Here is a 16,448-nt window from a genome sequence, read left to right on the forward strand (position 1 = left end):
TTGGATTTTATTTTGGATTCAGTGGCGGACACGGGATTACATTTTCATGCCCTTGCCCGTTTTCTTCTGCGGCTTCTCCTGCTGCTGTTGCTGGCGGGCGTCCTTCGGGTTGGTCTGACCTTTCTGCAACGGCTCTCTCAGATTCTTTGTAGCCTCGTTGGTCTTGCCATCGTTGTTCACCGCCACCTGCGTGCGGCTCTCGTTGGACGGAGCAACCTGCTGTGCATTGTCAGGGTTCGTGTCGTAGCGGTACGGGCGTCCCTTCTCCGGGTTGAACTTGATATACATCGTGGCATGGAAGCCCTGCTTGTCGGTCACGTTCTCCAGCTTCACGGCTTTACCCGCCACATAGTCGGCTTTCTGCTGGTCGGTGAAGCTCACGCCGCTCCATTTGCTGATGGGGCGGATGCTGCCGTCCTCGTTCGTCCACGTGTTGCGGCGTTGCTCCTTCTTGGTCTGTGCGGCATTTTCCCCGCCCTGCGCCTGACTTTTCGATGTGTCGCCTTTGGTTTCCTGTGTCTGTGCGGTACGGGGCGACTTGCCGGTTCCCGGCACGAACTCCACGCCGCGCTGCTCCACGTTCACTTGCAGGGTGGTGACGAACTTTCTGCCGTCGTTGCGCTCGATGAGCTTGTCGCGTACGGGCAGTCCGGCGCGGAGCATGTCCCGCTCCTGCGTGGTGATTTCCGTCTTGCCGATGCGCTCCGGGATGCGCACCCTGCTTGCCGGAATGTCCGTGATTTCATTCGTCTTGCGGTCGATGCTGATGTAGGAGGGGATGATCTCGCCCGTTTCCCTGTCCACAATGTCCACGACCCTACCGAGATTGCCCGTTTCGCGGAGGTTCTTCCGGTCATTGTCGGAGAATTTGTGTTCCTTGTACTCATCCAGCTTCTGCTCCTTGCGGATGAAGTGCGGCACGAGGCTGATGTTTCCCTCACCGTCCTTCTTGAAGGAGAGGCGGGCGTCCAGCTCGAATGATTCGCCGCCGAAGGTCGGTTTGACCTTTACCAAGTCGGACTTGCCATAGTTGAGCATCTTCGTAAGGTCGCCGGACTTTTCAAGGTTGTCCCGCTTTACGCCCCATCTGTCCTCCAGCTCCTGCCAGTTGATTTTACTCTCGTCGATGGGCTGGTAGCCACGTTTGCCCTGCATCTGTTCGGATTTGTCCTGTTGCTGTTCTTTCCGTTGTTCCATGTTCTCCTGTTTTTGAGGTTCTTGTTTCTCTGTCTGTTGTGCTGCCATCTCTTCCTGCACCTTCTTCTCATAGTCGGAGGTGTCCACCTTGTGAGGGGCGAGCAGCTCCTTGTTCGCTTCGGGGTCTTTCAGCAGTTGCTTCATCACCTCTAAGAGATTTTCAGCTTGGTCTGCCGCAATGCGGTAGAAACCGAAGCGGCTGGGTTCCTTGCACTGCCGGAAGAAGTTCTTGAAGAAGTTGTCCAGCACGTCGCCATGTCGGTCGAATTGCAGGAAACTCTGCGCGTTCTCCGCTTTTGCGGGGGTGCGCTTGGGTGTGCCGTCCGCGTTCAGCCCGGCTACCACGCTGATCTCGCCTGTCTTCTCGTCACGGACTACCAGCACGTCCTTTTCGTCTTTTTTCTTTGCCATCTGAAAAATGTTTTAATGGGTTATTTATGAAAGAAATTATGGATACGAGCCTTGTAGAAGGCTATATCTTCCTTTTTGAAGTCCTTGATATGGTTGGAAAGGAATGTCAGCACGTCCTCCTCGCTGTAATAGGTCTTCTTGCCCAGCGTCTTGTAGGGCAATGCGCCTACGCTGCGGTAGCGTTGGAGGGTGCGTTTGCTTATCTGGAGCAACATGCACAAATCCTGATTGTCGAAAAGGCGGATGCTTTCCGTGATAGTGGGCTGTTTCCCCTCAGCCTTCATCGCCAGCAGCAGTTCGTCCTGACGGTCGAGCCGTTCCATCAGCTTCTGCATCCAGCCCTCGAAGTTGTTTCGTGTGAGCAGTTCCATGACCTATGTCCTCCTTCCTTTTGGTTTGCCGCCCGTGCGCAGCGTGTGGTTGTGGAACAGGGTGTCTATTGTCCCTTCCTCGTTCCTTACTGTGTTGTCCTCCAATAGCCGCAGTATCTCGGAAAGGCGGTAGCGGCAGCTTCCGCGTACCACCACATACTCGATACGGTGGTCGGTGCGCATACGCTGCATGGTGCGCTTGCTCACGTTGAGCATCTTCGCCGCCTGTGCCGTGTCAAGCAGCTTGTCTTCGGTTTCCCGCTTCCGTTTCTTCTCGTCCCTTGCCTCGCGGATGTACCCTGCGATGTTCGCAATCTGCGCCATCATCTCCTTGTAGGCGGAACTTTCCATTGTTATCACTTTCATGTTCAGTCCTTTCTTTTTGTTTCTGCGACAAAATTCGGCAATAAACAAAAGGGGCTTTAACAACTCACTACGTGACTCACGTAAGATTTTTGCGGAAGATGGCTCCGTAACCCGGTCAAACGGCGCAACAGGCAGCCTTTCAGCGGAAAACGATACGTCTTGTATGCCGTTTCGTTACCTTTGCGGCAAACTCTAAATGACATGAATATGGAAATAGTATCTATCGAGAAAAAGACTTTCGAGATGATGGTGGCGGCATTCGGCGCACTCTCGGAGAAGGTCGCCGCCCTGAGGCGCAAAAGCGACACGGGGCGCATGGAAAGATGGCTCACGGGCGAGGAGGTCTGCGGGCAGTTGAGAATAAGCCCGCGCACGTTGCAGACGCTGCGTGACAGGCGGCTTATCGGCTACTCGCAGATAAACCGCAGGTTCTATTACAAGCCAGAGGAGGTGAAGCGGCTGATACCGCTTGTCGGCACGCTCTATCCGCACGGCAGATGATTTGATTTATTCACCCACTGAATCCGAAGTTATGATGAACGAGAACAACGATGTTTTTACGATGGAAGACGAGCCGATAGCCTCTGTGGTGCAGGATATGCGCAAAGGCTCGAAATGGCTGTCCGCATTTCTGGAAAGCTACCGTCCTCCGCTGGACGGGGAACGTTACCTGACGGACGGCGAGGTGTCGGAACTGCTCCGTGTGAGCCGGCGCACCTTGCAGGAATACCGCAACAACCGCGTGTTGCCCTTCATACTTTTGGGAGGGAAGGTGCTTTACCCGGAAACGGGGCTGCGCGGGGTACTGGAAGCGAACTACCGCAAGCCGCTGGAGTGAGGCGGTTTCATGAAAAAGTAAACGGGTGACACCTTTTGTGGTGCTACCCGTTTACTTGTCTTATGGGGTATGTGCAATCAGCAATACCCGGCTTTTCCGTTCTGTATGAACATCACGTATGTCTGCCGTTTCTCTTGTGAGAGTGCCTTTCCCACCAGCCATGTGCGGAACAGGTGGGTGTTGTAGGTATTCACCCTGAAAGCGACCGGGATGATGATTTCAAGGGCGTACACGTCCGCGTGCAGCCCGTTTTCAAGCTGCATGTAGCGGCACACCTCGTAGTCGTTCAGCACGTCCGACTTGCGGACGGCTCTGATGGCGGCGTTCACTGCCGGGACGGTCGTATGGAACAATCCGGCTATTTCGGTGGCGGTCATCCACACGTCGTTACCGGTTACGCTGACTGCCTTGTCCTCGATGATGATTGTGTCACGTTTCATGGCTTTTCTTTTTAGATGGTGCAACCTGCAAATTCCTCGACGCCGTTCAATCTTGCGGCAAGGTTCTCCATGTCCTGATTGAGCTTCTCTTTGGTTATCTTTGCGTAAATCTGCGTCGTCTTTATGCTCTTGTGTCCGAGCATGGAGCTGACCGTTTCGATGGGAACACCGTTGGAGAGGAATATCGTCGTGGCTGCCGTGTGGCGGCTCTGATGCCACGTGATATGCTTGGTGATGCCGCAACGCTTGGCGACGGCACGGATACCGGCAAGGCACGTGTTATAATGCGGAACGGGAAATATCCTGCCGTCCCCGCACAGTCCCCGGTATTTGCCGATTATGCGGTTGGCGATGTCGAGCAGGCGGATGTTGGACACCACGCCCGTTTTCTGGCGGTTGATGTTTATCCACTCGTGTTCGTCGAAGTAGGTGCGGATATTCTCTTCCGTAAGGTTGCGCATATCCGCGAACGACAGCCCCGTGAAGGCGCAGAACAGGTAGAGGTCGCGGTACAATTCCTGTTTGGCGTTTTTCAGTTTCCCCTCCATCAGCAGGCGGATCTCATCTTTGGTCAGGAAACTGCGTGTTGTTTCCTCCTTCTTGATTTCATACTCGCGGAACGGGTCGCGCGTCAGCCACTCGTTGTTGATGGCGATGAATACCATCGTCCGTAACGGGCAGACGTACAGCCACACGGTATTGGTGCAGCAGTGCTTGTCCGTGCGCAGGAACATCTCGAAGTCGGAGATGAAAGCCGGGGTAAGCTCTTTTAGGGCGATGTCCTTCACATGGTAGCGGATGTCGAGGAACTCTTGCATGTGCTTGTAAACGGTGCGGTACTTCAGCAGCGTGCCTTTGGCTTTCATGCCTGCCTCCACCTGCTTCTCGTAGTCCTCGTTGTGCTGGCGGAACACCTGCATCAGCGTGTGGTAGCGGTGTTCCAGTCCGAGAAAGGCGTTCTTCACCTTCTCCGCCGTGACGAAGTTGTCACGCTCCATGATTTCCTGATAATGCCTGTTGATGCGTACCCGCATCTTGTCAAGCATACGGTTCGTTTCGAGTGCCGCCGTGCTTCTGCCCGTGACACGTCCACCTTTGGTGTCCCACAGTTTCGGATCGACAGTCAGTTTGCAGCTGAACTGTGTCTGGCTGCCGTCCACCGTGATGCGTCCCATGACGGGAACTGTCCCGTCCTTTTTCACTACCTGACGCTTGAGGTAGTAGATTACTGAAAATGTACTCTTCATTGTCCTTAATTTTTGGGTTTCAAAATTAGTTGGTGAAGAGTCCGGTGTTGGTACGCAAAACGGGGAGGAACGGCGCAATCTTTTTCCGTAACCTGATTTTTCGCATGAGTTATGGATAACTCACTATTCCTTAGAGCCTTGTTTCGCTATTCGTACCCGTTTGTCGCATTTTCGGGCATGGTTACGAACAAGTAACGTAGCGGCGTCAGGATTTGGCTTCGGCAGGGATTGTAATGGCTTCACGGATTATCGCCACTTCAACCAAAACCCTTGTAACTCAATTCTATCACTATATCTTTCCGCATTTCACTTTTTTGTAGTAACTTTGCGGTATATAATTAAAATAGCAAATCAAGTATGCTGGTTCGTTTTATAAAGAACTGGGCATTGCCTTTGGCAATGCTTGCCGGTACTTTGGGATATTTCTTTTTTGCAGACATTTCTTTTGTGGCGCCTGCCAAACCTTATGTGAATGGGTTAGTGGCTTTCCTGACTCCGCTTTTGATTTTTTCCCAACTTCTGCTCACCTTCTGCAAGGTGGAGGTGCATGAACTGAAACCCAAATCGTGGCATGGATGGTTACTGCTGTTCCAGACGGTTTCTTGCTTGATTGTTGCGGTATTGTTGGTGTGTTGTCCCATGGCGGAGATTTACCGGGAAGTGTTTGAAGGTGCGATGGTCTGCCTCATTTGTCCCACTGCAACCGCTGCGGCTGTCATTACCGGTAAACTGGGTGGAAGCGCATCCAGCCTGACGACCTATACGTTGTTATCCAATCTTTTGGCGGCTGTGGCTGTTCCTTTGTTTTTCCCGTTGGTGGAGCCTCATGCTGACATTGCTTTTTTTGTTGCATTCCTGAAAATCCTGAGTAAGGTTTTTCCATTGTTGCTTTGTCCTTTCTTGCTGGCATGCTTCCTGCGCGCGTTTGTGCCGAAGGCGCATCACTGTCTGTTGGGGTTCCACGATGCCGCCTTCTATTTGTGGGCAGTGGCTCTTGCCATTGTCTCAGGGCAGACGGTGCGTTCGTTGGTCAATAGTGATGCACCGATATTTGTTGAACTGCTGATAGCCTTGGCGGGACTGATAACCTGCTGTATACAATTCTATTTGGGAAAGAGAATCGGCGGTCATTATGGTGAGCGCATCAGCGGAGGGCAGGCGCTGGGGCAAAAGAATACGGTGCTTGCCATCTGGATGGCATATACTTATCTTAATCCGTTATCTTCCGTCGGTCCGGGATCGTATGTGCTGTGGCAGAATATAATCAATAGTTATCAGCTGTGGAAGAAAAGGAAAAATGAGACGGAATAACTGCTGAGTATTTTACATCTTATTTGCTTTATGGACATAGAGGGCGGTTGCAACAATTATCAGTACAAATGCCATAATGAGGAATATTATCCGGATAAGACGATGTTTTGAAAATAGGTTGGCCATGCAGGCAGAAGCCACGCTGAAACGGGCTATTATAGAATCAATTGTGGCGTTTTCGAAAAAGACTGATGCAATACTCCATAGTGCAATAATGGTTAATATAGCATTGGCTGATAAACAAAGAATTTTATCAAATGGCATTCTAAATACTTTTCTTGTTCTCATATATAGGACTCTATGTTTAACTCCTTTCATTCCTGCTTTTCGCTGAATCAGCCAAAGGATAGGGCAAAGATAAAAGAGAACTTCCTGACAGAATCAATATTGTCTTGGAATATTGTTAAATGATTGAATTTCTAAACCTATGTTTATTCTTTGCTGTCAAAACTCTGTTTGTGTCTGATGCGGCTCATGTGAATAGGGGTTATTTTCAAGTAAGACGCAATTTCTTTTAGGGGTACCATTTGTAGGATTTCTGGACATTTTTTAAGAAGTTGGAGATAGCGTTTTTCCGATGTAAATCTGAACAAATCCAAGTAACGTGAATACGACTGAAAAAATAATTGTTCGGCTGCAATGCGGGCTATTCGTTGATTTTTTTTGTTCTCTTCAAATTCTTGTAGAAGTAATTCGGAAGAACAGATGTAGATTCTACATGGGGTTATTGCTTGTATATTCAATTCAGATTTTATGTTATATAAACAATTGGGATAATCAGAGATAAATTCATTGGCAAAAGAAAAACCTACATTATATGTTTTGTTTTCAGTTTGGTTGATGCAGGTATATTTGATTACACCGGATACAATAAACCCGAAGAAAGAACCGACTTCTCCCTCTCGGAGGATAAATTCATTTCTTTTATAATACCGTAGTTCTCCGTTTCTTAAACACAGTTCCCTAAAAAAGTCAGTGTCTATATTGCCCATGTATGAATTAAAATCTGTCATTTACAACACATGTTTTTCGAAAGGTACAAAATTATTATTTTATTCCTGATTTTTTGTCATTGTTGGTAAGTTGGTTGTGGATTCTCTTATTATAATACTTTAAAAATTTAACTTCACCTACGTTTTTTAAAAGCTTTTGGTTTTCAATGAAGTTTTGTCCGTATTTTAGCCAACGTTTGGTAAATCTTTTGAATTTAGTACATGGGAAATCAGAACATTGGAAACAATGTGTTATTCTTTTTTCCAAGCAACATAAATGGAATGTTTTACATTTTTCACAGCGAGAACCATTCTGTTCTGCTCCTTTGCAGGGACTTTTTTCTCTTGTGTATATGGGACAACCACCACAAAAGACACCACAAGCAGGAATACGTCCGTTATACGATTTCATTCAGCCAGCCTTTTCGCCATCCAAAAATTGGTGAGATAAAGTTGGTTGGCTTTGCGTTTCTGTTCCACTTCTACTATATAGCCTCTTTTCTCAAAGAATGGATGGGCTGTCAGGCTTACTTCTGATGTAATTCGCATGATTCCTCTTGCGGTTGCATACCGTTCTATCTCATTTAGAAGTATGGTAGCAATGCCTTTACCTTGAAAATCTTTATGAACAAACATAGAATGCAAATATCCTTGGTGGGTAATGGATGAAAAGCCGACAATCTGTGACTGTTGATTGGTTGCCACAATAAAATAATGTGTCTTAATCATGTCTTTTATGTGGGAGAGGTCGTTTCCGCACGATGCCCAATCTGCCACTTCTGCTTCTGAATAGTCACGTTTGTTTATATGGAGGACTGTCTCTTGAAACAAACTCATAAGTTCAAGGGCATCAGACTGTTGGGCAATTCTAATTGTAAAATCTGTATTCATGTTTTTAAGTGCTAAAATGTATGCTTTTAGATGTTCCATGTTCTAACAGAAAGTCTTTCAATGTATTTATTGTGTTTGCAAAGATAATTTTTTCATTTCTAATTTATTGGTTTAGGAAACCAAATTGTTGATTCTCTGCTTCGAATATAAGAAGTATGCGAATTTTTTATGAAGCATGGGAATCTGCTTTCAATCGCCAGCCAATGGCTGATGAATTTAACCGGGTAGATTTCTTGTCAATCGGTTTCAGACCTGCTTATAAGAACAATTTATAACAAAGTACTCCCAATAAAAGCAAGACTAAAGCACATGCTGCAAGAATCGTCTTTGCCCTGAATAGATGTTCTTTATCTGATAATTCCTTTTCAGTAGTATTTCTTCGGATTTCTTCTATTTCCTCAATGGTTACATCGGCTCTCTCAGGACCTTTCCTTTCTACAAGGTATTTGTAGTGCTCCCGCATCCGTCCTCTGCTCAACTTACGGAGAGCACGGTTCTCTTTATCCCTTTGTAGCATGTCATTGATGCAGCCTAATGTTCCCATAAGCAGATTTTTATCATGTGTAAGCAAAATGGTTTGCTTGCACGTGTACTAAGATACGGCATTTATGTCGCTTTCGCAAGCGATTTTGTGTTTTTTGATATAAACTGATGTGACGATACGATTTTGATAGTTATGTTAACTCATTGTCTGCCAGAGAGTAATTTTGCCAACCCATTGTCATGCTTTTGCCAACCCATTGTCATGCTTTTGGCAAACTTTTGCCATGCCTATGGCAAAGTCTTGCCAACTTGTCGGCAAGAAAGACACACACTGTTCTCTATACCTTTATTATAGTGTGATAGCGTGACAAGTGTTTTTCCTTTTTAAAACTTTTGTGTAGAATGATGATGGGCTTCTTTTATTCTGTTTTGCCGGACGGCATCAGCAGTTCTTCTTCATTGTAGCGCGGTCGGTCCTTCACCTCAATGTATATTTTGCCGATGTATTCGCCTACAATCCCCAGCGACACAAGTATCACACCTCCTACCAGCCAGACGGAAATCATCAGTGATGACCATCCGGGGACGGCGTTATGCTGTGTGTAAGAGTGAAGTGTCCATCCGGTGACACACAGTGCCACAAGAATAAAGATGCAGCCTATCCAAGAAATCATACGGACTGGTTTGACGGAAAAGGAAGTGATACCGTCGATGGCAAAATTAAGCATCTTCCGGAAAGGATACTTTGATTCTCCGGCAAAACGCTTGTCACGATTGTAGTACACGCTGTCCGTCTGGTAGCCGATGAGGGGAACCAGCCCCCGAAGAAAAAGGTTGCGCTCTCGGAAGTGGCATAGGTGTTGTATAGCCCGCTGGCTCATCAGGCGGTAGTCGGCATGGTTGTAGACGGATTTTACCCCCATTGCCTTCATCAGCCGATAAAAGACCAAAGCGGTGTTGCGTTTGAAGAAAGTGTCGGTCTTCCGTTCTTTACGTACGCCATAAACGATGTCATTGCCCGCTTTATAGCTGTTTATCATGTCCGGAATCACCTGGATGTCATCTTGCAAGTCTGCATCAATGGAGATGGCTATCTCGCAACGCTCTTTTACTGCATTGAGTCCTGCTAGCAGGGCATTCTGGTGTCCTACGTTTCCTGCCAGGTTCAGTCCGCAGGCATAGGCCGTATTTTGGTGCAGTTCTTTGATGATAGCCCATGTCTGGTCGGTGCTTCCGTCGTTTACATATAATATATAGCTTTCCGGGGAAATTTGCCGGGCTTGTATCAGCCGGTCGAATAATTGGCTCAATCGTTTATGGGTTTCGTGTAGCACTGCCTCTTCTTTGTAGCAAGGCACGACAACGGCAAGTATGGGTGAGTTTTCCATCATAAAAATAAATCTTTTTGCAATATTCGTAAGAAATCGGAAGAAAAGCAAATTATCACTCTTTTCTTTTGAAAACGAAACGTACGAGTAAGAAGTTGACCGGAATGGCAATGGCGAAAACCGGAACGGGGGCTAAGGGCTTGGGGAGCTCCATCCAGAGAAAGGCATTTAATAATCCTATGTGCAACAGATAGTTGAACAGATGTGCTCCTCCGAATCCGAACGCTTTTCTCCATGAAGGCTTGCGGCCGAAGGTAAAGTAAGCGGTCAGATAGAAATTGGCGATGAAGCTGAGGGCATATCCCAGTGTATAGGCTATATTTACATTGATAACCTGTTGCAACACAAAATACAATCCGTAGTGCAGAGTTGTTGCAAGGATGCCCACCATTACGAAGCGTACAAATTTCGGTAGTTGTTTCAGCTGCTTCATCTTGACATTAAATATCTACTCTCTGTTACTATTATCATTAGGGGAGCAAAGTTAGGTATTGTCTCCGAATTATTTGTAATTTTGCCGTATGAAATAAGTTGCATCTTAGCAAATTGCAAATAAATTTGCATCTGCTTTCGGTTTGCGCTATCTTTGCGCCCAGAAAACATAAAAAACAAATAAGGTATGTCGGACAGAAAGAAGGCGTTCTGGTTTATTGCGCTGCTGAGTGTGCTTGTGGTTGTTCCCTTTTTGGGAGAAACCATTTTTTATTCCAAGGGGGAACCGCGGGAGGCGATTGTTGCCCTTTCTATGCTGGAGAGTGGAAATTGGATACTTCCGGTGAACTATGGTACTGATATTGCTTATAAACCCCCTTTCTTCTACTGGTCAATAGCTGCCATCTCTTCCCTTTTTGGAGAAGTGACGGAGTTTTCCGCCCGTTTCCCGTCTGCATTGGCTTTTTTAGCCATGCAGTTGGTGTTCTTTGCCTTTGTGGCAAAACGTAAAAACCTCCAAACGGCGTTTCTGACTTCTATCCTTCTTTTGTCTTCTTTCGAGGTGCATCGGGCTGCTGTCGCTTGCCGGGTCGATATGGTTCAGGTCGCCTTCATCGTTATTTCCCTTTGCCTGCTGTTCTGCTGGGATGAGAAGGGATGCCGCGGAGTGCCCTGGCTTGCGGTACTGCTGATGGGATGTGCTACGTTGACCAAAGGACCGGTAGGTTTCATATTCCCTTGTGCATGTATCGGCGTTTATCAGTTGTTGCGCGGACGTTCCTTCTGGAAAGCGTTTTTCTCGTTGGCAGGTATCGGCCTGCTTTCTTTTGTTCCTTATTTTGCTTGGGTATACGTAGCTTACAGACAAGGTGGACAACCGTTCCTCGATTTGGTTCTGGAGGAGAATACCGGGCGGTTTATGGGCAAAATGTCCTACGAGTCCCATGAAAATCCTATATGGTATAATTTCCTGACTTTGATTTGGGGATGGATTCCCTGGACGTTGGTCTTGGTAATTTCCTTGTTTGGCTTGAAGTGGAAAAACATGCGTTGCCTGCCGGAAGGGGAGACCCTGCTGTTGCGGTTGAAGAAGGGCTGGACTGCTTTCCGCAACCAGTCTCCGGTACAACTGTTCACGTGGTTGGTCATTCTGATAATCTTTGTCTTCTACTGCATCCCCAAGAGTAAGCGGAGTGTTTATCTACTTCCCATCTATCCGTTTATGGCAGTGCTGATAGCTGAGTATCTGTTGGCTTTAGTACAAAAGGGGGCACGGGCTCTTAGGATTTGTGCAATCATCTTTGCTTCTTTGGGCTTGTTGCTTACGCTTGTTTTTGTCGTAGTTCGTCTGGGCCTGGTTCCCGACAGTATTTTTGGAAGCGGACGCCATGCCGCTGAGAATGTAGCCTTTATGCATGCGTTGGAGGATGTGGCTTTGTCTGTTCCAAAGTGGCTCCTGGTGGCACTTCCCGTAGTAGCCGCTGTCTGCACATTACGCATGGTGATAAAGCGTGCGGATAGCCGGTCATTATTATATGCTATAGCAGGATGTATGCTTTGCCTTTTCGTATCATTGGATTCGGTTTATCAGCCTACGGTGCTGGCTGTGAAATCAGATAAACATCTGGCTGAGAGGGTCAATGCGTATGTTCCGGAAGGTGTGGTCTATTCTTACTCGAAAATGAGTTTCTATGGCGTCAACTTTTATCTGAATGACCGCATGCGGCATATTGAAAAGGAACATCCGGCCAGTGGGGAGGGATATTTGTTGGTTCCCGTAAAAGAGGAGGAGAATATGTTGAAAGAGTTGGAGCAGGCGTATAATCTGGAAAAGATATTCCGTACAGACAGACACAGTTGTGATATACGTAATGAAATCTGCATGTATAAATTCAGGGCGTTTGATAATTGACGATTTATAACTCATAATTACAACTTATAATTTAAAATGAATCCGATAGATATCATTAACAAATATTATCTGGAAGAGAATGAGTTGCGGCATATACTGTTGACGCACAGCCGTTCCGTAGCCGACAAGTCGTTGTGGATTGCCAATCGCCATCCGGAACTTTCATTGGATAAGGATTTTCTGTATGAGGCTGCCATGTTGCACGATATAGGCATTTTTCTTACAGATGCGCCAGGCATTTATTGTTTTGGTGACAAGCCTTATATTTGTCACGGTTATTTGGGAGCCGACTTGATGCGTGGTGAAGGCTATCCCCGCCATGCTTTGGTTTGTGAACGTCATACGGGTGCCGGACTTTCATTGGAGGGAATCATTGCACAGGATTTACCTGTGCCGCATCGCGAAATGGTTCCGGTTAGTTTGGAAGAACAAGTTATCTGTTTTGCCGATAAGTTTTATTCAAAAACTCATTTGGAAAAGGAGAAAAGTGTGGAAAAAGCCCGTAAAAGTTTGGAACGTTATGGTGAAAAAGGGGTACGTCGCTTTGATAATTGGTGCGAACTGTTCTTGTAGCAATCTAAATTTCTTTAAAAAGGGAAATTATCCGTATAAATTACGTACTTTTGCCCCTCCAAGCGTAAACTATTAGTTAATGACGCCATTGAAAGCAAATACATTCATATCATTCATACTACTATTCGTCTTACTTCTTTTCTCCGGTGGGGCTGTTTCTCAGCATCGTAGAGGGAAGGTAGTCCTTCCGAATATTCAGCGGACAGATACGTTGCAAGTAGGGGATAGTTTGCAGATGGGAGACTCCCTGCAAGGGGGAAAGGGGCTTCCTGCCGATTCGTTGCAACAAGATACGGTAGCGGCTGAGCCTCCCAAGAAGGATGCATTGGATGCTCCCGTAGCCTATGAAGCCAATGACTCCATTGTATTTACACAGAGTGGGTTTGCCCATCTTTACGGCCAGGGAAAGGTTAGCTATCCGGGTGCTGACCTGGAGGCTGATGTCATCTCCATGGATATGGACAACAGTACGGTTTTTGCCCGTGGCGTGGTCGATTCTGTAGGAACAGCCAAGGGAAGACCGGTCTTCAAAGACGGAGACACCTCCTACGAAACCGATACTATCCGCTATAACTTCAAGAGTAAAAGAGGTCTTATCAGCAATGTTGTCAGCCAGCAGGGCGAGGGATATGTGACCGGTAATAATGCCAAGAAGGGGAATAATGATGAACTCTATATGAAAAGCGGTCGTTATACGACTTGTGACCATCATGACCACCCCCACTTTTATATGCAGATGACATACGCCAAGGTACGTCCGAAAAAGAATGTGGTGACGGGACCAGCCTATCTGGTAGTAGAGGATGTACCCCTTCCTCTTGCCGTGCCGTTTTTCTTTTTCCCTTTCTCGAGCAGTTACCAGTCCGGTTTTCTGATGCCTACCTATATGGATGATTCCAATCGTGGCTTCGGTCTGACGGATGGCGGATACTACTTCGCCATCAGTGACCAAATGGATTTGAAACTGAGGGCGGACATCTTTACGAAAGGTTCTTGGGCGCTGAATATGGAGTCGAACTATGCGAAGCGTTACAAATATTCCGGTTTGCTACAGGCAAACTATCAGGTGACCAAGACAGGTGACAAAGGCTTGCCCGACTACTCCGTTGCCAAAGACTTCAAGGTGGTGTGGTCTCATCGGCAGGATCCGAAAGCGAGCCCCAATTCTACTTTTTCCGCCAGTGTCAACTTTGCTACCAGTAGTTATGAGCGTACCAATATCGGCAATATGTACAACTCCCAGGCAATGTCACAGAATACCAAGACTTCCAGTGTCAGCTATTCGCGTAACTTTCCCGACCAGCATCTGAGCATCTCCGCTTCAGGTAATATTGCCCAGACCATGCGTGACTCTTCTATCGCGGTGACTTTGCCGGACATGACCATTTCCTTGAGTACCATTTTCCCTTTCAAACGTAAGCATGCAGTGGGAGATGAAAAGTGGTATGAGAAGATTTCCGTTCGCTATACCGGCCGTGTGAAGAACAGCATCAAGACGAAGGACAATCTGTTGTTCAAGAAGAACCTGATACGCGATTGGGAGAACGGTATGCAGCATGAGATTCCGGTAAGTGCCACATTTACCTTGTTCAAGTACTTCAATGTGACACCTACCGTAAACTATACGGAGCGTTGGTACACCCGCAAGGTGAAGAAGGACTGGGACGGTGAGCAAGGTAAGGAGGTGAATGATACAACCTACGGCTTTCACCGTGTATACGACTACAGTGCCAGTCTGGGCATCAATACCAAAGTTTATGGTATGTACAAGCCATTGTTTATGAAGAAGAAGGAGATACAGATACGTCACGTCATCACTCCCTCCGTCAGTTTCAGCGCTGCGCCCGATTTCACTTCCTCCCGTTTTGGCTATTATGACTCTTATATAAAAGACCAGAACGGTATTCGTGATACCGTGCAGTATTCCTATTATGCCGGTCAGGTGTTCAGTCCGCCAAGTGGGGGAAAGCAGGGGCTTATCAGCTTCAATGTTTCCAACAACCTTGAAATGAAGTTCAAGGATAAGAATGACTCTATCCGCAAGGTGAGTCTGATTGACGATTTGAGTATGGGCATCAGTTACAACACGGCCGCCCAGGTGCGTCCTTGGAGTGACTTGAGTTTTAATCTCCGTCTGAAGTTGAGCAAGAGCTATACGTTGAGCATGAGCTCTACCTTTGCTACCTATGCTTACGAGTTTGACGAGAACGGAAGGGTAGTGCCCGGTAACCGTACGGAATGGTCTTATGGTCGTTTTGGCCGTTGGTCTGGATATGGTACGTCGTTCAGTTGGACTGTGAACAATGATTCGTGGAAGAAAATAAGGAACTTCTTCACCGGTCAGAAGGATGACGAGGAGCAGGACCAAGACCAGAATGCCTCGGCGGAGGGAGACAGTGACATGGAGGGAGAAACTACTGAAGATGGCACTCCGAAGAAGAAGAAGGAAAAGGCTGCTGCCGATGCTGATGGCTATCAGGTGTTCAAGATGCCTTGGTCAATCAATTTCAGTACCGGTTTCAATATTACGGAAGATACTAGTAAGCCCATTAATCGTAAGAACATGCGCTATCCGTACAAATTCAGCCTGAACTCCCTTAATATAAACGGTAACGTCAAGCTTACCAACAAATGGGCTGTCAGCTTCAATTCCGGTTATGACTTCAATGCGAAGGAGATAACGCAGACCGCTTTCAACATCACACGTGACCTGCACTGTTTCAGTATGACGGCTGCCCTATCACCTTTCGGACGCTGGAAGTACTATAACTTTACTATCCGTGCCAATGCAAGCATTCTGCAGGATTTGAAATGGGAACAGAGAAGTCAGACTCAAAGTAACATTCAATGGTATTAATCCTTACCAAACGATTTCCTTTTCTCCGTGCTCTCTCAGGTAGTCATTTGTTTTGCTGAAATGCTTGTTCCCGAAGAAACCGTTATAGGCGGATAGGGGAGACGGATGTGCGGAGGTAAGTACCAGATGTCTGTTGCGGTCGATGAATGCTCCTTTGCGTTGGGCATAGGCCCCCCAAAGAATGAATACAAGATGCTCTTTTTCTTCGGCGAGAATGCGGATGGCCGCATCTGTAAATGTTTCCCAACCGCGGTTTTGATGAGAACCGGCCTGGTGTGCACGTACTGTGAGGGTAGCATTGAGCAGCAATATGCCTTGCTCTGCCCAGCGTGTCAGATTGCCGGTAGTGGGGGCATCAGTGCCAATGTCATTTTTTATTTCCTTGAAAATATTGAGTAGGGAAGGTGGGAAGGGGACACCGTCATTTACGGAGAAACAAAGTCCGTGTGCTTGTCCCGGACCATGATAGGGGTCTTGACCGATTATTACGACTTTCACTTTGTCGAAAGGGCATAGATTGAATGCGTTGAATATCAGCTTTCCCGGAGGATATATTGCATATTTTCCATATTCGTCCCGTACAAAATCAGTCAATGTACGGAAATAATCTTTCTCAAATTCTGATTGCAGATGTGCTTTCCAGCTTTCTTCTATTTGAACATTCATAATTGGAACTGTTAGTAGTTTAGGATGCTAAAGTACAAAATAAAAAATAAAGTCCAACCTTTTGACGGGTTGA

At 46.9% G+C, this 16,448-nt stretch carries 19 protein-coding genes; 6 read left to right on the forward strand and 13 right to left on the reverse strand.

Annotated features, from left to right (window positions below; all coding sequences use genetic code 11):
* Nucleotides 1–36: 36 nt before the first annotated feature.
* Genes HU824_RS10045 through HU824_RS10055 form a run of 3 tightly spaced genes read right to left on the reverse strand, consistent with a single transcriptional unit; the run spans nucleotide 37 to nucleotide 2,345 of the window.
* Nucleotides 37–1,608, reverse strand: a complete 1,572-nt coding sequence (locus HU824_RS10045) for a DUF3945 domain-containing protein (RefSeq protein WP_004291455.1) — start codon at nucleotides 1,606–1,608, stop codon at nucleotides 37–39.
* A gap of 20 nt (nucleotides 1,609–1,628) precedes the next feature.
* The gene (locus HU824_RS10050) at nucleotides 1,629–1,979 is read right to left on the reverse strand and encodes a helix-turn-helix domain-containing protein (RefSeq protein ID WP_004291454.1); all 351 of its coding nucleotides are present in this window, start codon (nucleotides 1,977–1,979) and stop codon (nucleotides 1,629–1,631) included.
* A gap of 3 nt (nucleotides 1,980–1,982) precedes the next feature.
* A complete protein-coding gene (locus HU824_RS10055) occupies nucleotides 1,983–2,345 on the reverse strand; it encodes a helix-turn-helix domain-containing protein (RefSeq protein ID WP_004304264.1) in 363 nt (120 codons plus the stop codon).
* Between the two features lie 201 nt (nucleotides 2,346–2,546).
* Here HU824_RS10055 and HU824_RS10060 point away from each other — a divergent pair, with 201 nt between their 5' ends.
* Both HU824_RS10060 and HU824_RS10065 read left to right on the forward strand, forming a co-directional pair.
* Nucleotides 2,547–2,846, forward strand: coding sequence for a helix-turn-helix domain-containing protein (locus tag HU824_RS10060; RefSeq protein ID WP_004291426.1), 300 nt, complete (start codon nucleotides 2,547–2,549; stop codon nucleotides 2,844–2,846).
* A 31-nt stretch (nucleotides 2,847–2,877) separates the two neighbouring features.
* Nucleotides 2,878–3,183, forward strand: a complete 306-nt coding sequence (locus HU824_RS10065) for a helix-turn-helix domain-containing protein (protein WP_004291424.1) — start codon at nucleotides 2,878–2,880, stop codon at nucleotides 3,181–3,183.
* 77 nt (nucleotides 3,184–3,260) lie between these two features.
* Here HU824_RS10065 and HU824_RS10070 read toward each other — a convergent pair whose 3' ends face one another.
* Both HU824_RS10070 and HU824_RS10075 read right to left on the reverse strand, forming a co-directional pair.
* The gene (locus HU824_RS10070) at nucleotides 3,261–3,623 is read right to left on the reverse strand and encodes a hypothetical protein (protein ID WP_004291423.1); all 363 of its coding nucleotides are present in this window, start codon (nucleotides 3,621–3,623) and stop codon (nucleotides 3,261–3,263) included.
* 11 nt (nucleotides 3,624–3,634) lie between these two features.
* On the reverse strand, nucleotides 3,635–4,870 hold the full coding sequence (locus tag HU824_RS10075; protein WP_004291422.1) for a site-specific integrase: 1,236 nt from the start codon (nucleotides 4,868–4,870) through the stop codon (nucleotides 3,635–3,637).
* A gap of 357 nt (nucleotides 4,871–5,227) precedes the next feature.
* On the opposite strand from HU824_RS10075, the gene HU824_RS10080 reads away from it, so the two are divergent.
* Nucleotides 5,228–6,181 (forward strand): transporter, encoded by a 954-nt coding sequence (locus tag HU824_RS10080; protein ID WP_176468744.1) that lies wholly within the window; start codon nucleotides 5,228–5,230, stop codon nucleotides 6,179–6,181.
* A gap of 12 nt (nucleotides 6,182–6,193) precedes the next feature.
* Here the strand turns inward: HU824_RS10080 and HU824_RS10085 are convergent, their stop codons facing one another.
* The 7 genes from HU824_RS10085 to HU824_RS10115 all read right to left on the reverse strand — a co-directional run bounded on the left by HU824_RS10085 (nucleotide 6,194) and on the right by HU824_RS10115 (nucleotide 10,368).
* A complete protein-coding gene (locus tag HU824_RS10085) occupies nucleotides 6,194–6,469 on the reverse strand; it encodes a hypothetical protein (protein ID WP_253280268.1) in 276 nt (91 codons plus the stop codon).
* 143 nt (nucleotides 6,470–6,612) lie between these two features.
* Complete coding sequence (locus HU824_RS10090) at nucleotides 6,613–7,194, reverse strand: Crp/Fnr family transcriptional regulator (protein WP_057259028.1); 582 nt, start codon at nucleotides 7,192–7,194, stop codon at nucleotides 6,613–6,615.
* 34 nt (nucleotides 7,195–7,228) lie between these two features.
* Nucleotides 7,229–7,585, reverse strand: a complete 357-nt coding sequence (locus HU824_RS10095) for a DUF3795 domain-containing protein (protein ID WP_005827267.1) — start codon at nucleotides 7,583–7,585, stop codon at nucleotides 7,229–7,231.
* On the reverse strand, nucleotides 7,582–8,064 hold the full coding sequence (locus HU824_RS10100; protein WP_044469295.1) for a GNAT family N-acetyltransferase: 483 nt from the start codon (nucleotides 8,062–8,064) through the stop codon (nucleotides 7,582–7,584). The genes HU824_RS10095 and HU824_RS10100 overlap by 4 nt, the downstream gene beginning before the upstream one ends.
* Nucleotides 8,065–8,320: 256 nt before the next feature.
* Nucleotides 8,321–8,608: a hypothetical protein gene (locus HU824_RS10105; RefSeq protein ID WP_176468745.1), complete on the reverse strand. Its 288-nt coding sequence runs from the start codon at nucleotides 8,606–8,608 to the stop codon at nucleotides 8,321–8,323.
* A 358-nt stretch (nucleotides 8,609–8,966) separates the two neighbouring features.
* Complete coding sequence (locus HU824_RS10110; protein WP_176468746.1) at nucleotides 8,967–9,938, reverse strand: glycosyltransferase family 2 protein; 972 nt, start codon at nucleotides 9,936–9,938, stop codon at nucleotides 8,967–8,969.
* A gap of 52 nt (nucleotides 9,939–9,990) precedes the next feature.
* Nucleotides 9,991–10,368, reverse strand: a complete 378-nt coding sequence (locus HU824_RS10115; protein WP_176468747.1) for a GtrA family protein — start codon at nucleotides 10,366–10,368, stop codon at nucleotides 9,991–9,993.
* 186 nt (nucleotides 10,369–10,554) lie between these two features.
* Between HU824_RS10115 and HU824_RS10120 the strand changes: the two genes are divergently transcribed.
* The 3 genes from HU824_RS10120 (at nucleotide 10,555) to HU824_RS10130 (ending at nucleotide 15,709) form a co-directional block, all read left to right on the forward strand.
* Nucleotides 10,555–12,279 carry a glycosyltransferase family 39 protein gene (locus tag HU824_RS10120; protein WP_176468748.1) on the forward strand — a complete coding sequence of 575 codons (1,725 nt, stop codon included), beginning with the start codon at nucleotides 10,555–10,557 and terminating at the stop codon, nucleotides 12,277–12,279.
* A 36-nt stretch (nucleotides 12,280–12,315) separates the two neighbouring features.
* On the forward strand, nucleotides 12,316–12,852 hold the full coding sequence (locus HU824_RS10125) for an HD domain-containing protein (RefSeq protein ID WP_136008989.1): 537 nt from the start codon (nucleotides 12,316–12,318) through the stop codon (nucleotides 12,850–12,852).
* 79 nt (nucleotides 12,853–12,931) lie between these two features.
* Entirely contained in the window at nucleotides 12,932–15,709 is a 2,778-nt protein-coding gene (locus HU824_RS10130; protein WP_176468749.1) for a putative LPS assembly protein LptD, read from the forward strand.
* A 3-nt stretch (nucleotides 15,710–15,712) separates the two neighbouring features.
* Here the strand turns inward: HU824_RS10130 and ung are convergent, their stop codons facing one another.
* A complete protein-coding gene (ung, locus tag HU824_RS10135; RefSeq protein ID WP_136008987.1) occupies nucleotides 15,713–16,375 on the reverse strand; it encodes a uracil-DNA glycosylase in 663 nt (220 codons plus the stop codon).
* Nucleotides 16,376–16,448 lie beyond the last annotated feature (73 nt).

This window comes from Bacteroides sp. L10-4 (genome assembly GCF_013373675.1).
In the GTDB taxonomy this organism is placed as follows: Bacteria; Bacteroidota; Bacteroidia; order Bacteroidales; family Bacteroidaceae; genus Bacteroides; species Bacteroides muris.

Excerpts from the sequence above, each read along its gene's own strand:
- HU824_RS10045 (WP_004291455.1), bottom strand. The coding sequence starts at position 1,608 with ATGGCAAAGAAAAAAGACGAAAAGGACGTGCTGGTAGTCCGTGACGAG.
- HU824_RS10050 (WP_004291454.1), bottom strand. The coding sequence starts at position 1,979 with ATGGAACTGCTCACACGAAACAACTTCGAGGGCTGGATGCAGAAGCTG.
- HU824_RS10055 (WP_004304264.1), bottom strand. The coding sequence starts at position 2,345 with ATGAAAGTGATAACAATGGAAAGTTCCGCCTACAAGGAGATGATGGCG.
- HU824_RS10060 (WP_004291426.1), top strand. The coding sequence starts at position 2,547 with ATGAATATGGAAATAGTATCTATCGAGAAAAAGACTTTCGAGATGATG.
- HU824_RS10065 (WP_004291424.1), top strand. The coding sequence starts at position 2,878 with ATGATGAACGAGAACAACGATGTTTTTACGATGGAAGACGAGCCGATA.
- HU824_RS10070 (WP_004291423.1), bottom strand. The coding sequence starts at position 3,623 with ATGAAACGTGACACAATCATCATCGAGGACAAGGCAGTCAGCGTAACC.
- HU824_RS10075 (WP_004291422.1), bottom strand. The coding sequence starts at position 4,870 with ATGAAGAGTACATTTTCAGTAATCTACTACCTCAAGCGTCAGGTAGTG.
- HU824_RS10080 (WP_176468744.1), top strand. The coding sequence starts at position 5,228 with ATGCTGGTTCGTTTTATAAAGAACTGGGCATTGCCTTTGGCAATGCTT.
- HU824_RS10085 (WP_253280268.1), bottom strand. The coding sequence starts at position 6,469 with ATGAGAACAAGAAAAGTATTTAGAATGCCATTTGATAAAATTCTTTGT.
- HU824_RS10090 (WP_057259028.1), bottom strand. The coding sequence starts at position 7,194 with ATGACAGATTTTAATTCATACATGGGCAATATAGACACTGACTTTTTT.
- HU824_RS10095 (WP_005827267.1), bottom strand. The coding sequence starts at position 7,585 with ATGAAATCGTATAACGGACGTATTCCTGCTTGTGGTGTCTTTTGTGGT.
- HU824_RS10100 (WP_044469295.1), bottom strand. The coding sequence starts at position 8,064 with ATGAATACAGATTTTACAATTAGAATTGCCCAACAGTCTGATGCCCTT.
- HU824_RS10105 (WP_176468745.1), bottom strand. The coding sequence starts at position 8,608 with ATGGGAACATTAGGCTGCATCAATGACATGCTACAAAGGGATAAAGAG.
- HU824_RS10110 (WP_176468746.1), bottom strand. The coding sequence starts at position 9,938 with ATGATGGAAAACTCACCCATACTTGCCGTTGTCGTGCCTTGCTACAAA.
- HU824_RS10115 (WP_176468747.1), bottom strand. The coding sequence starts at position 10,368 with ATGAAGCAGCTGAAACAACTACCGAAATTTGTACGCTTCGTAATGGTG.
- HU824_RS10120 (WP_176468748.1), top strand. The coding sequence starts at position 10,555 with ATGTCGGACAGAAAGAAGGCGTTCTGGTTTATTGCGCTGCTGAGTGTG.
- HU824_RS10125 (WP_136008989.1), top strand. The coding sequence starts at position 12,316 with ATGAATCCGATAGATATCATTAACAAATATTATCTGGAAGAGAATGAG.
- HU824_RS10130 (WP_176468749.1), top strand. The coding sequence starts at position 12,932 with ATGACGCCATTGAAAGCAAATACATTCATATCATTCATACTACTATTC.
- ung (WP_136008987.1), bottom strand. The coding sequence starts at position 16,375 with ATGAATGTTCAAATAGAAGAAAGCTGGAAAGCACATCTGCAATCAGAA.